This is a genomic window from Veillonellaceae bacterium (assembly GCA_025992895.1).
Taxonomy (GTDB): domain Bacteria; phylum Bacillota; class Negativicutes; order Veillonellales; family Dialisteraceae; genus Dialister.
The window spans coordinates 2,215,997-2,232,030 of record DAJPGA010000001.1 but is presented as its reverse complement, the minus strand read 5'-3'; the positions used below and the strand labels follow the sequence as shown (position 1 = coordinate 2,232,030).

The following is a 16,034-nucleotide window of genomic DNA, read 5'->3' as shown; positions in this document are numbered from 1 at the left end:
AACCTAGAGAATTAATTTTATTTCAGCAGATGTCTATAGTATAGAAGAATGGAGAGAGTCATGGAAGACAGATTTATAAGAGGGATTATATCCTCCTTATATCGTAAAGGCATTATTATTTTGCTTTGTGGTGCAATCGGAGGGGGGGCATTAATAGCGGAGAAATGGTATACTACAGATTTTGTAGTCATGACAGATGACTGTTATACTACGGATATTATTAAGTTTACAGATCCGGAAGCTGTTAATGTTTTTAACGAATTCAAATATGATACGTTGATGAAAACAACTGATAATCTATCCAGTTTTATAAAGGATCTTGATGGGCCCAGTGGGGTAAACATGTCAAGATTTAATGCAAACTGGGAAAGGATGACATTGAAGGATAAAATCGACTGGTTGAATAAAAATATTCATATAATATCATTGCAGAATGGAGTATATGAAATCGTATTTGATTATTCGGCATCCACACCTAAAAATTTGTCTTATTTAAAAGATAATAATGATAAGGTAATCAATATTTTTGAAAATCAATCTGAGAGATTAGTTAGGGAAGTTAAGCCGAATGCAAATATTGATTCAGTCAGCCGTTCAAATGTATATCCGCAGCAGGTAGAGCTTCCAAAGGAGAAGACCTTAATAAAATATGGAATTATAGGCGTTGTCCTAGGAATGATGCTTGCCTCATTGGCTATAATTATTAAATTTGTAGGAGAGCGCAAATGATCGGATATGGATCCGCATTTGGAATAACGTTGTTCTGCTTGATTATATTACTAGCACTCACGTTTGTTATTTCAGAATATGATATTATGCATCCAATGGTTATTATGACAACTACAATGACTATTAGTCTAGCTCTTGCTTATTCTAAAGCGGAAGCTTGGCATCTGCATTTTAGCATTTCTGCAGGTTTAGTGTTATTGACTTCACTATTGGTCTTTTGTATTGGATGCTTATGGGGGGATTGGTACCTTAAGGGGAATACTCATTCTCAAAGTGTAGGACTGAGGCCGATTAAAAGACCATTGATGATGTCTTGGATTATTTTGGGCGCGGGAATTTGTATAATGATCGTTTTAGCCATAGTTCAATTTTATACAGTCTATGAAACGGCTCTCAAGTTGGGGAACACAGGGGGATATGCCACTATGATTGGCACCGTGAGATCGGCACAAGAACATGGCGGAGGGAAAATATTTTCTCGCTGGTATACATATAGGGAGATTTTTGCCTCATCTTTTACATATGTTTCTCTTTACGTTTTTGCCTATAATTGCTTTTATGTCGGTGGACAATCAATCCTGAAAAATCTAAAATACCTGAGTACTATTGTTTTTTATATGCCATTTTTAATCCTATCAGGTGGGAGACTGGGATTGTTAGTTCTAATAGTTTATTGTGCAATTACGGGAGTAATTTTATATCAGAAGAATAATAATTTTAATTTCAATTCCAAGAAAAAAACAATTTTCATACTTGTTGGTGCAGGAATACTATTTATTTTCTTTTTCCTTGGGTTTGGTTTGTTCACTGGTAAAGTAACAATTGGTGGAAGAAGCCCAGTTGATATTATTGCCCACTATGGGGGGCTCTCAATGCCAGCCTTTTCCGTATATCTTGATTCGGTGCATCTAGAAGTGCCCTCAGTTGGGAATAGCACCCTTACGGATTTTACAAGAAAATTGAACTACTTAGGTTTTAATCTTGCCCCCAGTACAACCTTTCTTAAGTTTACTCAGTTTTATGGTATTGACACTAATGTTTATACGGCGATGAGGAGATACATAGATGATTATGGTTTCGTGGGAATGTATATAATAATGTGCCTGATGGGAATGGCCTATACTTCGTTTTATGATATTATCAAATTTAGAGCAAAAAACTCTGTGTGGATTGCTATATATGCTTTAACAGTGTTACCTCTGTTTATTTCAACTAATGATGATATATTTTTGAGCCGTAATCTTGATTTTGCCCTTTATTATAATTTAGGGCTAGTCTATCTAATGCATAGATTCTGTCTCAATGAGGGTATTTAACTTAGGTTTGGCAGATATTTGAATTTCCCATGGAGGGCCTAATTGGTAATATCTTTAAGATCTTGAGTTGTATGTGTTCCACAGGTCTATTCTTCCATGGAATCATAATAAAATATTTTTATCTGGAATAGACGCATAAAACTTTGATTAGAAAGTATGAAGATGAATGTAAAATTGATTAATAGTTAATTGATTTATAATTTATGAAAATACGAGTGACAGAGTTGTTAAATTTAATGAAGTAATTCCAATATTGAGAGTGAAACATTGTCAATTTAACTTGACTACACGGAGGGGGTAAATTTGCAAAAGTACGAAGTTATTAAAAACATATCCTATTCCCTTTCTGCCAATGTGGTCTCCCTTTTGGTATCTGTGTTTATGGTCATGTTCGTTCCAAAGTTTTTATCGGTGGATGAATATGGGTTGTGGCAACTGTTTCTCTTTTATTTCTCCTATTTAGGCTTTTTACACTTGGGATGGGAAGATGGCATCTATCTCCGCTATGCAGGAAAGGACTTTAAGGATTTAAATGTCAAAGTTATGTCGGGGCAATTTTACAGTATATTTCTGTTGCAAATTGTCCTGGCGCTACTTGTTACGTTAGGCGGTAGATTTTTGGTAGGGGATCCCGTCAAGCGGTTGGCGTTGTTCTGCGCTATCTGGTTGGCGCCAATCGTAAACTTCAATAATCTTTGCAATTTCATCATGCAGATTACGAACCGCATCAAGGACTACGCCAAAATGCTTTTTACAGAACAAATCGTGTTCTTTTTTGGTGTGTTGCTGGTTATTACATTAGGAAGTGCTCGCTTCATTAACATGTATTATGCCAAGCTCCTGTCTGTTTCAGCGGTTTTTTGTATAGGTGCATATACTTGTCGTACGTTGTTGAAACCGGATTTTGATACATTGCCCCGGATACTGGCAGAAGCAAGGATCAATATTTCTGTCGGAAGTAAACTTATGTTTGCCAACATTGCTGGAATGTTGATTGTAGGTGTTATCAGGTATGGTATCTCTATTGGCTGGGATGTAGCGACATTTGGAAGGGTGTCATTAACTTTAGGGATTTCAAATTTTCTTATGGTTTTTATAACTTCTGTGAGCGTTGTCTTTTTCCCTATTATTAAGAGCATGGATGATGAGAAGCGCTCTGAGATGTATATAAAAATTCGTGATGCGCTTACGGTCATTTTATTTGCGGCCTTGATTGGATATTATCCACTGAGATTTATCCTTGGGTGGTGGCTGCCAAAGTATGAGGATAGCTTGATTTATATGAGCATTCTTTTCCCCGTATGTTTATTTGAAAGTAAAATGAGTTTGTTGGCAAATAGCTACTTAAAAAGCATGAGAGAAGAGGTTCTAATATTTCAGATCAATGCTGTGAGTGTAATTACATCAATTATTTTGACTGTAATTACTGTTGGGATTCTACATGATTTAGATGCTGCTGTTCTATCGATTGTTATTGTCAGTGCTTTTCGGTGTACTTTTGCAGAATACTTTATGGAGGGATTGTTGCATATATCACTAACGAAAGAAATAATCACAGACTTTCTTATGGCAGGCGTATTTATGATAACTGGGTGGTTCCTGAATAATTGGCTTTGTACGGTCATTTATGCGGTTGCTTATACGGTATTTCTATTTATTTATAGGAACAGAGTGAAGAATATAGTTTCTTTTGTAAGGAGTTAATATGAAAGGTATTATTTTAGCAGGTGGCAGTGGGACACGTTTGTATCCGCTGACAATGGTTACGTCGAAGCAGCTGCTTCCTATTTATGATAAACCTATGATTTTTTATCCACTGTCCACGCTGATGCTGGCAGGAATCAAGGATATCTTAATTATTTCTACGCCAACGGATCTTCCGAATTTCGAAAGACTTCTGGGAGATGGATCTCGCTATGGGATTCATTTGTCGTATAAAGTGCAGCCATCGCCGGATGGACTGGCTCAGGCTTTTATTCTGGGCGAGGAATTCATTGCTGGGGATTCCTGTGCAATGATACTTGGAGATAATATTTTCTATGGTGCAGGTCTTACCAAGTATTTGAAAGCGGCAGCGGAGAATAAGGTTGGTGCGACGGTCTTTGGATACTACGTCGATGATCCGGAACGTTTTGGCGTCATTGAGTTTGATAAAGATGGAAAGGCAATGTCCATTGAAGAAAAGCCCGCACAGCCAAAATCTAATTATGCGGTAACCGGCCTTTATTTCTATGATAATCATGTCTGCGAATATGCAAAGCAGGTCAAACCCTCAGCCAGAGGGGAATTGGAAATTACAGATCTCAATAAAATATATCTGGAAAAGGGCAATTTGAATGTTGTCACTTTAGGTCGCGGTTATGCCTGGCTGGATACGGGAACAATGGAATCTCTTTATTCTGCTTCAGAGTTTGTACGTGCTGTTGAAACACGTTCCGGCATTCATATTTCCATGCCCGAGGAAATTGCTTATGCAAATGGTTGGATAAATAAAGAATCACTAAAGGAAAGTGCCAAAAAGTATGGCAAATCGCCATATGGACAGTACTTGCAAAAGGTAGTTGAAGGGAAAGTCCTCTTTGATTAAATCGGAAAAGAAGGAGATTACAATATGAAAATCATCGTAACCGGAGGAGCCGGTTTTATCGGAGGAAACTTCGTTCATTATATGCTGCGGGAACATCCTAATGATCAGATTATCTGCCTGGATAAGCTGACATATGCTGGAAATCTTTCAACATTGGCAGACGTCATGGATCATCCGAATTTTCAGTTTGTGAAAATGGATATTTGTGACCGTGATGGCGTTTATGGACTCTTTGAAAAAGAGAAGCCTGATGTCGTCATTAATTTTGCTGCAGAAAGTCATGTTGACCGTTCCATTGAAAATCCGGAAATTTTCCTTCAGACGAATATTATTGGAACATCCGTCTTGATGGATGCCTGCAGAAAGTATGGTATTCAGAGGTATCATCAGGTTTCGACAGATGAGGTGTATGGGGATCTTCCTCTGAATCGGCCTGATCTTTTCTTTACAGAAGAAACTCCTATTCATACATCAAGCCCTTACAGCAGTTCCAAGGCAGGAGCAGACCTTCTTGTCATGGCCTATCACAGGACATACGGACTTCCTGTCACGATTTCCCGTTGCTCGAATAACTATGGCCCTTATCATTTTCCGGAAAAACTGATTCCTCTGATAATTATCAATGCGCTCCATGACAAGCCTCTTCCAGTTTACGGAGATGGTTTGAATGTCCGTGACTGGCTCTATGTCGAAGATCACTGCCGTGCCATTGACCTCATTATCCATAAAGGGAAAGTCGGGGAAATCTATAATGTCGGCGGTCATAATGAAATGAGAAATATAGACATCGTCAAACTGATCTGCAAGGAGCTTGGAAAACCAGAGAGTTTGATTACCCATGTGACGGATCGAAAAGGACATGATAGAAGATATGCCATCGATCCTGAAAAGATTCACAGAGAACTTGGCTGGCTTCCAGAAACAAAATTTGCGGATGGCATCAAGAAGACGATTCAGTGGTACCTGACGCATCAGAAATGGTGGGAGGACATTATTTCTGGAGAATACCAGAATTATTATCAGAAGATGTATGGAAACAGATAAGGGGCGCAGCATGAAGATACTGGTAACGGGGGTTAATGGTCAGCTTGGGCATGATGCAGCTCTTGAACTGGTTCATCGCGGACATGAAGTCGTTTTGACCGGGACGAAGCCAGCTTATCATGGTTCTAAAGGGGAAGTGCAGTCTCTGCCCTACCGCATGATGGATATCACGGACAAAAAGCAGGTTGATGCAGTTATATCAGAGATCAAGCCGGATGCTGTCATTCACTGCGCTGCCTGGACCGCGGTAGATGCTGCAGAAGATCCGGAAAACCTTGCAACAGTGAAAGCTGTCAATGTGGATGGTACCCGCTATATAGCAGGAGCATGCAAAAAGATTGATGCCTCCATGATGTATATCAGCACAGACTATGTCTTTAACGGACAGGGAATGGAACCGTGGAAGCCGGACTGTGAAGACTATGCACCGCTTAATGTTTATGGGGAGACAAAGCTTGCCGGGGAGAAAGCGGTTGAAGAGACGCTTTCCCGGTATTTCATTGTCCGCATTGCCTGGGTCTTTGGAGTGAATGGAAATAACTTCGTTAAGACAATGCTGAAATTAGGAGAAACGCATAAAGAACTCCGGGTTGTCAATGATCAGATCGGAACTCCAACGTATACAAAAGACCTGGCAAGACTTCTGGCGGATATGATTGTGACAGAGAAATATGGGAAATATCACGCGACCAATGAGGGCGGGTATATTTCCTGGTATGATTTCGCCTGTGAAATTTTCCGTCAGGCAGGACTTTCAGTTAAAGTCACACCTGTGACAACAGAAGAATATGGTGTAACAAAGGCAGTCAGACCATTTAATTCAAGACTTGATAAAAGCAAGCTGGTAGAAAATGGATTCCAGCCGCTCCCTGATTGGAAAGATGCACTCAGCAGATATCTTGAAGAATTAAAAAAGTAGAAATTCTTTATTGGGAATATAGAGAGGAATCTAAATATGGGGCAGATTAAAGTTTCAAAGAATGTAGGCGGAATTGAAGGGCTTTGTGTCATTGAGCCGGCAGTTCACGGGGACGAACGCGGTTATTTTATGGAAACATATAATCAGCATGACATGGAAGAAGCTGGTTTCCACATCAATTTCGTTCAGGATAATCAGAGCAAATCGACAAGGGGCGTACTTCGCGGGCTGCATTTTCAGAAACATTTTCCGCAGTGCAAACTCGTCAGAGCTGTACGTGGAAGTGTCTTCGATGTAGCAGTCGATCTTCGCAAGGATTCTTCCACATATGGGAAATGGTATGGCATTGAGCTGACGGAAGAGAATAAAAAGCAGTTCCTGATTCCAGAAGGATTTGCTCATGGATTTCTTGTCCTTAGTGATGAGGCGGAATTCTGCTACAAGGTTAATGATTTCTGGCATCCGAATGATGAAGGCGGCGTTGCCTGGAACGATCCTGAAATCGGAATCAAATGGCCGCATCTGACTGGTGATTATAAGGGAAGCCCCTCAGCAGAAGGATATGCCCTAGATGATGACACGGAACTGATTCTTAGTGATAAAGACCAGAAGTGGCTGGGAATTAAGGATACATTTAAGTTCTAATTAATAAAAGATGGGAACCAAAAAAGAATCTATTTATTTGAAGATTTATAGCAATGTCCTATATATTATGCTAATATAATATTGCTCATAGATTTCTACCCCAATATCTGTTCAGGCAGATGGAAATCTATGAGCTTTTAATTTTCTGGTTTCCCGTTTATCTACGAGGGAGGATTTGCTAAGCACGGCGGAAAGATTCTTTTCAAATATTTTCAAAAAAGGTGTTGACAGGCATCTTCCTATCATGTAATATAATGCCAAGATAACTCTTTAACGAGATAAAGAATTAAAGAAGGCTAAGGGAGAGATGACCATGAATATTAAAAAAATTCTTGCAGCAGGGGTTCTGGCACTGGGTGCTATTGGTTTGATGGCTGGATGCGGCGGAGCTCAGAAGTCTGCCGGAAGCGCTGCTAAGTCAGCGGCTGCAGGCGCTAAGCCGACAAAGATTGTAGCAGGTATGGATGATACCTTCGCTCCGATGGGATTCCGTGATGACAGCGGTAAGATTGTAGGCTTCGATATTGATATGGCCAATGCTGTATCCAAGGAAATCGGTGTTCCGATTGAATTCAAGCCGATTGACTGGGCTTCCAAGGAAACGGAACTGAATTCCGGTAAGATTGATGCCATCTGGAATGGCTTCACGATGACTCCGGAAAGACAGAAGAAACTCGGCTTCACAAAGCCATACATGGATAACACACAGGTCTATGTCGTTCTAGCTGACAGCCCGATCAAGACACAGGCTGAACTGAAAGGAAAGAAACTGGATATCCAGGAAGCTTCCACCGCTGAAGCTGCTCTGAATAAGGATCCGGCTCTGAAGAATTCCTTCTCTGAAGTCAAGGCTTATCCTGATCTTGCTTCCTGCTTCATGGATCTGGAATCTGGACGCTGCGATGCCATTCTTGCTGACTCTGTCCTGATTGAATACTACATGACCAAGAAACCTGGAACATTCAGAGAACTGGATGGCGTTGTTTCCAAAGATACATTTGCTATCGGCGTCAAGAAAGACAACCAGGCTCTGATCGATCTTCTGAATGAAGGCATTGAAAAGGTAAAGGCAAGCGGCGAAGCTGCTAAAATTTCCGAAAAATGGTTCGGCAAAGATGTGATTCTGAAATAATTTCCCTTTAGGGACGAGCGAAGAGGCAGAGCGGGAGGTTTCCTGTTCTGCCTTGCTTCGTTCCTGTCCAGTCAGTATGTAAATTTTGTTACTCTATCTTGTTAAAAGGATGAAGTCAGTGTATGATATTCATACATGATCAAAAACGGCACTGCCGTATATTCCGGAATGTAAGGAGCCGATGATGGATTATATCATTCACATTTTGCCAAATATGATTCAAGGTCTGGGCGTTTCTGCCAAGATTTTCCTTTTTACCATAGTGCTGTCACTACCAATCGGTGTGCTGCTGGCTATGGTCCGCATTTCGAAGGTGGGACTTTTCCGCCGTCTGGCCGCTATGTACATCTATGTCATGAGAGGCACGCCTCTGATGCTGCAGATTATGTTCATTTACTATGGCCTTCCTTTGATGCTGGATATCCAGATCAATGATTTTCCGGCAGCCATCCTGGCTTTCGTAGCAAACTATGCTGCGTACTTTGCTGAAATCTTCAGAGGCGGCATCCAGTCAATCAGTAAGGGCCAGTATGAAGGCGCCAAGGTTCTTGGCTTTACGTATAAGCAGACGATGTGGCACATCATCCTTCCGCAGGTCGTCAAGCGCGTCATCCCGCCTCTTGGCAATGAAACCATCACACTCCTGAAGGATACCTCTCTCGTTTACATCCTCGCTATGAACGACCTAATGCGTGTTACCCGTGCTTTCGTTCAGCGTGACTTCGATACGACGCCGTTCCTCGTGGCAGCTGTTTTCTATCTGCTCTGCACGGCTATCCTGACAAAGATTCTGGCATATATTGAAAAACGCTATGCCGTTTATGAAGATTGATGAGGTACTGCGATGAGTTTTATTGAAATGAAAGATATCGTGAAGATTTATGGCAAACTCACCATTCTTCATAAGGTTAATATGAGTCTTGAAAAAGGAGAAGTCATCTCCATCATCGGACCTTCCGGCGCCGGCAAGAGTACACTCCTTCGCTGTCTGAATCATCTTGAAACGATCCAGGGAGGTTCCATCCTCGTCGATGGGGATTATCTTGCGGAAGAAAGGAATGGAGAAGTCGTTTACGCCAATGAACAGAAGTCCAAGGAAATCTTGGGAAAGATGGGTATGGTATTCCAGTCCTTCAACCTTTTCCCTCATATGACAGTCCTGGATAATATTATGGCCGCTCCCATCTACGTCAAGGGCATGAAGAAAGAAGAAGTTCTTCCTATTGCGGAGAACCTTCTTGATAAAGTAGGTCTTCTGAATAAAAAAAACATGTATCCTGGAAGCCTTTCCGGCGGTCAGAAACAGCGAGTTGCTATCGCAAGAGCCCTTGCCATGAATCCGGAAATCATGCTTTTTGACGAACCGACATCCGCTCTCGATCCTGAACTGACAGGCGAAGTCCTGAAAACCATCCAGCAGCTGGCTGACGAAAACATGACCATGGTCATCGTCACCCATGAAATGGCCTTCGCCAAATCCGTCTCCGACAGAATCCTCTTCATGGTAGACGGAAGAGTAGAAGAAGAAGGCACCAGCGAGCAAGTCTTCGAACACCCAAAGAGCGAAAGAACAAAAGCATTCCTAAAATCTATACTGAAATAAAGAATGAGGTCTCAAGTGAGGCCTCATTTTAATATTTATAGAAATAATTTTATGTTCGGATACCAGAAAATATCATTAGGAAAAATCAATTACTGCAGAAATACATATAATTTATTTTTATATGCTGATATAGGGGTGTAACAATTCTAATTCTATTTGCTAATTCGATGACAAATGGATGAATAGAATAGTATAATAAAGTATACGTTTACGTTAATTTTGATATAAATTATTTAAGTATTTCTTGATTAGAAGCAAAATATTTTATCATCTCTGAAAAATATGAATAAATGATAGAGGAGTGTTTAAAATGAAGATTGTGATTCTTGCAGGTGGTGGTGGAAGCCGGCTTTTTCCGTTAAGTCGTACTTGTTACCCAAAACAATTTCTGCATATTGCTGGGGAAAAATCATTTCTTGCACAAACAATTGAAAGATATCGGAAATTGGTAGATGCTAAAGATATTCTTATTGTCACAAATGATCAGTATTACTTTCAGGTACAAGCGGAGCTAAGTTCCATCGGCGCAGAGGATGCTCACATTATTATGGAACCAGTGGGAAGAAACACAGCACCGGCGATTGCTCTTGCAATGGAGTATTGTAAAGAAAAACTGGGTAGCACAAAGGATGATATTATCTTTATCAGTCCATCTGATCACGTTATTCGCCCTGTAGACGCATTCTGCCAAGTTATTAAAGAGAGTGAACGAGTGGCAGTGAAGGGCTTTATTGTTACTTTAGGAATTACACCGACTAAACCAGAAACCGGATATGGATATATTGAAGCGGGAGAAGGATTGGTATGATTCAACAAGAAAGACAGAATAATATCATAAATATATTAGGAGGTCATTCTTATGCCATGTAAAACCAAAGCGTCCCCGGAGGAAATGTTAGACCAGATTGCTTCATATCTCTATCAGGGTGTTACGATTACCCAGGCAGCTGAAAATCTTCATATGAGCCGCATAACATTCAGGAAATGGGTCCTCCGGTATAAAGAGGAGGGCTTTAAGGGATTGCGGCCCAGGCAGCATTTGTCTTACTACTCCAATCAGATGAAGATCCAGGCCGTAAAGGAATATCTTAAAGGCGGTGTTTCCATGCTTTCCGTCTGTGCCAAATACAGAATTTCCGGCACACTCTCCCTTAAAACATGGATTGAGGCGTATAATGAGCATAAGTTGACAGACCTCGTTTCTGAAGGAGGAGATCTTATGGGCAAACGCCAGCAATCGGTCAAGGAAGAGCGAGTCAGAATCGTTCAGGAGTGCATCGCCAGTGGATGCGATTATAACAAGATAGCCAAGAAGTACAACATGTCCTACCAAACGCTCTACACATGGGTAAAAAAGTTCAAGGAAATGGGCGAAGTTGGTCTTGAGGATTACAGAGGAAAGCCGATCAGGCTCCAAACGCCCCGGACCGAAGAAGAACAGCTGCGTCAGGAGAATGCCAGACTTCTTGAAGAACAGAAGGATCTTATAGCAGAGATTGCCCTGCTAAAAAAAAAGATGGAGATAGAGGAAAGGTTGCGTTCCTCGAAGGATTCAGCCTTACTCACCTTCTCAGAGATTTTAAAGCCATAAAAGAAGTCCATGAAGAAACCAACATCTCCATAGAAAGTCTCTGCCGACTCTCAAAGGTCTCCCGGGCAGCTTATTACGGATGGCTGAATCATATTAAGAGCGGCCGTGAACTGCTGAGAGAAAAGGTCGCACAGGAGGTCATGAAAACCCATCAGGAATATCCGGATATGGGATACCGCCGGATTAACGATTGGATCAAGAAGGATGACAACATCAATATAAATGTAAGCGACAGTCTGGTTCTTCGTATCATGCGGATACTTAATATTAAGTCCGTGATCAAGTACAAGACCGATGGTTGCACTCGTAACGCAAAGGATCCAAAGTACATTTTTGAAAACCTGCTGAACCGTGACTTTGATGCCGGCGTGTCCAATGCAAGATGGATGACGGATGTCACTGAATTCAAGTACACAACTGCTGATGGAGTTTTGCACAAGTTATATTTAAGCGCGATTATTGACGGCCATGATCGCCGGATTGTCTCTTATGTCATCGGCGACAGGAACAATACTGCACTGGCTTTTGAGACAATGGAAAAGGCACTTAAAGAGAATCCTGGAGAACATCCAATGATTCATACCGACCGCGGATTCCAGTATACAAGCAACGGATTCCATAAGATTGTTGAAAAAGCAGGACTGGTTCACAGCATGTCCCGTGTAGGCTGCTGTGCAGACAACGGTCTGATGGAAGGGTTCTGGGGAATGCTGAAGCGCGAACGTTACTACACACGTAAATTCACCAGCCGTAAAGCAGTGGTAAGCATGATCAACGGCTACATCTACTTCTACAACAACAAACGCATTCAGCGCAAATTACATCTTTTAGCTCCAATGGAAGTATTCAACGCAGCTCCAATGGCTGCATGATTAAGATTAAAGTACGATTAGATTTTTTATGATATTTATTTGTCTGTATTAACAAATCCGCACCAGATCTATTGGTGCAGCTAAGAAGGTTAGTGCATTTAAAGAGAAGCCCGATTTAGAGACAGCTGTCAATTATCTAAAGCAGGGAAATTATTACTGGAACAGTGGGATGTTTATGTTCTCAATAGGTTTGATGGAAGCAGAATTAACCAATTATGCCCCTGAAATAGAAAGTATTTCAGAAAAAGGCCTTGAAGAGACATTGAACCATTTCTCTGAAATGCCGGATATATCGATTGACTATGCGGTGGCCGAGAAATCTGATAGAATTGCGGTTATTCCCATGAAATCCATTTATTGGAATGACATTGGAAGTTTCGATTCTATATCTGAAATGCTGGAAGATGAAGAAGGAAATGTTCTTCAAGGGGATATAGTAACAGAAGACTGCAAACAAACAATGATCCTTGGTGACAAGAGGCTTATCACGGGGATTGGGCTGGAAAATCTTATGATTGTCGATACGCCTGATGTTCTTTTAGTTGCACGAAAGGGTGAATCGCAAAAGGTTAAAGATCTGGTCAATGAACTGAAACGCAAAAAGAGAACAGAGGTATCTGAAAATGTAACAATGTATCGTCCATGGGGGAGTTATACGATACTTTCCGAAGGGGATGGATATAAAGTAAAGAAAATCTCAATCAAGCCAGGAGGAAGCCTGAGTCTCCAGATGCATTATCATCGCAGCGGACATTGGACTGTCATTCATGGTACCGGGCAATTAACACTAGATGATAAGACGGTTATTTTCAGAGAAAATGAAAGTACTTATATCCCAATTGGAACCAGGCATCGTTTATCGAACCCCGGGAAAATTCCTCTCGAAATCATAGAGGTGCAGAATGGGAAATACCTTGGAGAAGATGATATTGTACGGTTTGATGATAAATATGGAAGAGTGAAAAAATGAGAATTGGAGTAAACTTTGCGTCTGTTAACAGTATTAATGATTTAAATAGTGGAATTGGATTATTCATTAAACAGTTAATAGATGGGCTTATTGAGAACAATGCGAAAGAATTAGTGATTTTAACTTCTCGAAAAATGCATGACTATATATCTTCACTATATAAATATAATAATATTCAGTTCGAGATAGTTCCCGCAATATGTGAGGAAATGCCTATTATTTCCAAACTAAGTCGAGAGTTTTACTTTTTACCTAAGATTTTGGAACAACTTCATTTAGATGTATATATAGTACCTTATACGAAGGTTTCAACCGCAACGTGTGCAGAGGCTCAAAATGTTTTGGTAGTGCATGATCTTCCTTTTAATTGGCATCCAGAGGCTTTTAGTTGCTTAAGAAGAAATATCATGAAAAAACGTATTGGCTATTCGCTAAGTAAGGCGGATGCAATTGTAGCTATATCTAAATTCGTAAAAGAGGACATCAAGAACACATACAAAGATATTAAGGAAGAACGACTGCATATCATAGGAAATCCGGTTGAAGTTTCTGCTATACCTGAGCATGTGAAGAAAAGAAAAATAATTTTGTCTGTCAATAGCTTTTTCCCTTGGAAAAATCAAATTACATTAGTTAAAGCATTTGACAGATTGAAAGATAAAATAGAACATGATCTTGTTTTAATCGGATATGGGGATCCTACTGTACTAAAGCAATATATTCAAGAAAGAGGTCTTGATAATAGAATAAAAATATTACAACACATAAGTGATGAAGAACTGTATAAATATTATTCAATGGCAGAGTTGTTCGTAAATACATCAATGTTTGAGGGATTTGGCAGGGGGAATATAGAGGCAGGATTAATGAAAGCTCCGGTTCTTAGCAGCGAAGGGATGTGTTTGAAAGATGTAAGCTTTGGGTTGTTGAGATATTATGCACCTGCAGATGATGCAGATGCATTAGCAAAAGCTATTGAACACTATTTTGAAAATCCAGCTTCTAAAGAAGAATTGGATGCTACTGCGGAAAAGTTTGCCTCGGAATATAGTAGTTCTCACATAGCTAGTGAATACCTGAAAATAATAAATGGTCTGTATAATAGCAGATTAAGTAGTGATGAGTAGTTTCAGACATTTTGCCTCTTTAAGTGGAAAAATTCCTGATAATATACAAATGCCTCTTATGATTAAGAGGGAAATTATCAACGTGTGAGTAATCAGTTTTTTACAGTCAGTGAGTGATATGAATTACTCACGAGCAAGTCTTCGAACACCCAAAGAGTGAGAGAACAAAAGCATTCCTGAAATCTATACTGAAATAAAAATGATTGAACCACAGCCGCACTCGAAAGAGTGCGGCTTTTGCATGGAGCATTCTTCCCCGCTGGGGCAGGTCAAAACCTTCCGCACTCATTCTTGTCGATATTATCAAAGTAGATCTAATTCAATCTCCTTTTATTTCACTTTTCAGAATGACAGTATGGTGAAGTGCATTTATAATAAATACATGACTTATGAAAATAGTTTATTGATTGATTAGGAAGTGTTTATAGGAGCGCTTATCCTGATTTGGAAATATAGGAGAATGGCCATGCAGTTGTTATCATTGGTGGTGCCTTGTTTTAATGAGGAGGCTACGATTCAGACTTTTTATGATGAAGTCATACGGTATGAGGATGAGATCGATGCGGAGCTGGAGTTCTGTTTTATTGATGACGGAAGTACGGACCGGACCATAGAGATTTTTCGTGATCTTCATAGGAAGGATTCCCGGGTTCATTATGTTTCTTTTTCCAGAAACTTCGGAAAAGAAGCAGGACTTTATGCAGGGCTTTCTATGGCTAAGGGGGATTACGTGGCGACGATGGATGTGGATCTTCAGGACCCTCCAGCCCTTCTTCCGGATATGTGGCGGCTCTTGCATGATCCAATCGAGGATTATGACTGCGTAGCGACGAAGAGAACAACCAGGAAGGGAGAGCCTGCTATCCGCTCTTTCTTTGCCAGGCAATTTTATAAGATCATCAATAAACTTTCTAAAACGCAGATTGTCGATGGAGCAAGAGACTTTCGTATGATGTCTCGCCAGATGGTGAATGCTATCGTGTCGGACGGGGAATATAACCGCTTTTCTAAAGGGATCTTCAGTTGGGTTGGCTTTAAGACGAAATGGCTTTCCTATGAGAATATTGAAAGAAGCGCTGGCCATACGAAATGGTCTTTTTGGAAGCTTTTCCAATATTCGGTTGATGGGATTCTTGCTTATACAACGATTCCTCTGTACCTGTCGTCTGTCCTTGGAATCGCTATGTGCGGGGTATCTTTCCTGGCGCTTATTCTGATTTTCATTCGCGCATTGATTGAAGGCGATCCAGTGGCAGGTTGGCCATCTCTTGTCTGCATTATTACGCTCCTTGGTGGTCTTGTCCTCATGAGTCTTGGTGTCATTGGACTTTATATTGCAAAGATTTATCTGGAAACAAAGAAGAGGCAGCTCTATATCGTGAGAGAGGAAGACTAGAGGCTTATATAATTTTTAGTGTGTAGTTTTAGCATAATGCTATGTTATTTTGGCTATGATATACTTATAATTGTTATATTTGTATTTTAAAACGAAACAAATT

At 40.4% G+C, this 16,034-nt stretch carries 16 protein-coding genes; all 16 read left to right on the top strand.

The window, feature by feature from the left end:
• Positions 1-60 precede the first annotated feature (60 nt).
• The gene (locus tag OIM03_10100; GenBank protein ID HJI74601.1) at positions 61-729 is read left to right on the top strand and encodes a hypothetical protein; all 669 of its coding nucleotides are present in this window, start codon (positions 61-63) and stop codon (positions 727-729) included.
• Complete coding sequence (locus OIM03_10095) at positions 726-2,045, top strand: oligosaccharide repeat unit polymerase (protein ID HJI74600.1); 1,320 nt, start codon at positions 726-728, stop codon at positions 2,043-2,045. Before OIM03_10100 ends, OIM03_10095 begins: the two co-directional genes overlap by 4 nt.
• Before the next feature lie 303 nt (positions 2,046-2,348).
• Positions 2,349-3,749 (top strand): hypothetical protein, encoded by a 1,401-nt coding sequence (locus tag OIM03_10090; protein HJI74599.1) that lies wholly within the window; start codon positions 2,349-2,351, stop codon positions 3,747-3,749.
• Position 3,750: 1 nt separating this feature from the next.
• Positions 3,751-4,632 (top strand): glucose-1-phosphate thymidylyltransferase RfbA, encoded by an 882-nt coding sequence (gene rfbA / locus OIM03_10085; protein HJI74598.1) that lies wholly within the window; start codon positions 3,751-3,753, stop codon positions 4,630-4,632.
• Positions 4,633-4,656: 24 nt separating this feature from the next.
• Entirely contained in the window at positions 4,657-5,676 is a 1,020-nt protein-coding gene (rfbB, locus tag OIM03_10080) for a dTDP-glucose 4,6-dehydratase (GenBank protein HJI74597.1), read from the top strand.
• Positions 5,663-6,595, top strand: coding sequence for a dTDP-4-dehydrorhamnose reductase (gene rfbD / locus OIM03_10075; protein ID HJI74596.1), 933 nt, complete (start codon positions 5,663-5,665; stop codon positions 6,593-6,595). The genes rfbB and rfbD overlap by 14 nt, the downstream gene beginning before the upstream one ends.
• Before the next feature lie 36 nt (positions 6,596-6,631).
• On the top strand, positions 6,632-7,240 hold the full coding sequence (gene rfbC / locus OIM03_10070) for a dTDP-4-dehydrorhamnose 3,5-epimerase (GenBank protein HJI74595.1): 609 nt from the start codon (positions 6,632-6,634) through the stop codon (positions 7,238-7,240).
• Between the two features lie 313 nt (positions 7,241-7,553).
• On the top strand, positions 7,554-8,372 hold the full coding sequence (locus OIM03_10065; protein ID HJI74594.1) for an amino acid ABC transporter substrate-binding protein: 819 nt from the start codon (positions 7,554-7,556) through the stop codon (positions 8,370-8,372).
• A gap of 184 nt (positions 8,373-8,556) precedes the next feature.
• Entirely contained in the window at positions 8,557-9,204 is a 648-nt protein-coding gene (locus tag OIM03_10060) for an amino acid ABC transporter permease (GenBank protein HJI74593.1), read from the top strand.
• 12 nt (positions 9,205-9,216) lie between these two features.
• On the top strand, positions 9,217-9,975 hold the full coding sequence (locus OIM03_10055) for an amino acid ABC transporter ATP-binding protein (GenBank protein HJI74592.1): 759 nt from the start codon (positions 9,217-9,219) through the stop codon (positions 9,973-9,975).
• Between the two features lie 310 nt (positions 9,976-10,285).
• Positions 10,286-10,783: a sugar phosphate nucleotidyltransferase gene (locus tag OIM03_10050; protein ID HJI74591.1), complete on the top strand. Its 498-nt coding sequence runs from the start codon at positions 10,286-10,288 to the stop codon at positions 10,781-10,783.
• An 84-nt stretch (positions 10,784-10,867) separates the two neighbouring features.
• Positions 10,868-11,566, top strand: a complete 699-nt coding sequence (locus OIM03_10045) for a helix-turn-helix domain-containing protein (GenBank protein ID HJI74590.1) — start codon at positions 10,868-10,870, stop codon at positions 11,564-11,566.
• Between the two features lie 29 nt (positions 11,567-11,595).
• Positions 11,596-12,438, top strand: coding sequence for an IS3 family transposase (locus tag OIM03_10040; GenBank protein ID HJI74589.1), 843 nt, complete (start codon positions 11,596-11,598; stop codon positions 12,436-12,438).
• A gap of 70 nt (positions 12,439-12,508) precedes the next feature.
• Positions 12,509-13,408, top strand: a complete 900-nt coding sequence (locus OIM03_10035) for a sugar phosphate nucleotidyltransferase (GenBank protein HJI74588.1) — start codon at positions 12,509-12,511, stop codon at positions 13,406-13,408.
• Entirely contained in the window at positions 13,405-14,535 is a 1,131-nt protein-coding gene (locus tag OIM03_10030; protein HJI74587.1) for a glycosyltransferase, read from the top strand. Before OIM03_10035 ends, OIM03_10030 begins: the two co-directional genes overlap by 4 nt.
• 418 nt (positions 14,536-14,953) lie before the next feature.
• A complete protein-coding gene (locus OIM03_10025) occupies positions 14,954-15,931 on the top strand; it encodes a glycosyltransferase family 2 protein (protein HJI74586.1) in 978 nt (325 codons plus the stop codon).
• Positions 15,932-16,034 lie beyond the last annotated feature (103 nt).

Bases quoted from the DNA above. Each gene is read 5' to 3' on its own strand.
- OIM03_10060 (HJI74593.1), top strand. From the start codon at position 8,557: ATGGATTATATCATTCACATTTTGCCAAATATGATTCAAGGTCTGGGC.
- OIM03_10095 (HJI74600.1), top strand. From the start codon at position 726: ATGATCGGATATGGATCCGCATTTGGAATAACGTTGTTCTGCTTGATT.
- OIM03_10045 (HJI74590.1), top strand. From the start codon at position 10,868: ATGTTAGACCAGATTGCTTCATATCTCTATCAGGGTGTTACGATTACC.
- OIM03_10030 (HJI74587.1), top strand. From the start codon at position 13,405: ATGAGAATTGGAGTAAACTTTGCGTCTGTTAACAGTATTAATGATTTA.
- OIM03_10065 (HJI74594.1), top strand. From the start codon at position 7,554: ATGAATATTAAAAAAATTCTTGCAGCAGGGGTTCTGGCACTGGGTGCT.
- rfbB (HJI74597.1), top strand. From the start codon at position 4,657: ATGAAAATCATCGTAACCGGAGGAGCCGGTTTTATCGGAGGAAACTTC.
- rfbA (HJI74598.1), top strand. From the start codon at position 3,751: ATGAAAGGTATTATTTTAGCAGGTGGCAGTGGGACACGTTTGTATCCG.
- OIM03_10100 (HJI74601.1), top strand. From the start codon at position 61: ATGGAAGACAGATTTATAAGAGGGATTATATCCTCCTTATATCGTAAA.
- rfbD (HJI74596.1), top strand. From the start codon at position 5,663: ATGGAAACAGATAAGGGGCGCAGCATGAAGATACTGGTAACGGGGGTT.
- rfbC (HJI74595.1), top strand. From the start codon at position 6,632: ATGGGGCAGATTAAAGTTTCAAAGAATGTAGGCGGAATTGAAGGGCTT.
- OIM03_10055 (HJI74592.1), top strand. From the start codon at position 9,217: ATGAGTTTTATTGAAATGAAAGATATCGTGAAGATTTATGGCAAACTC.
- OIM03_10050 (HJI74591.1), top strand. From the start codon at position 10,286: ATGAAGATTGTGATTCTTGCAGGTGGTGGTGGAAGCCGGCTTTTTCCG.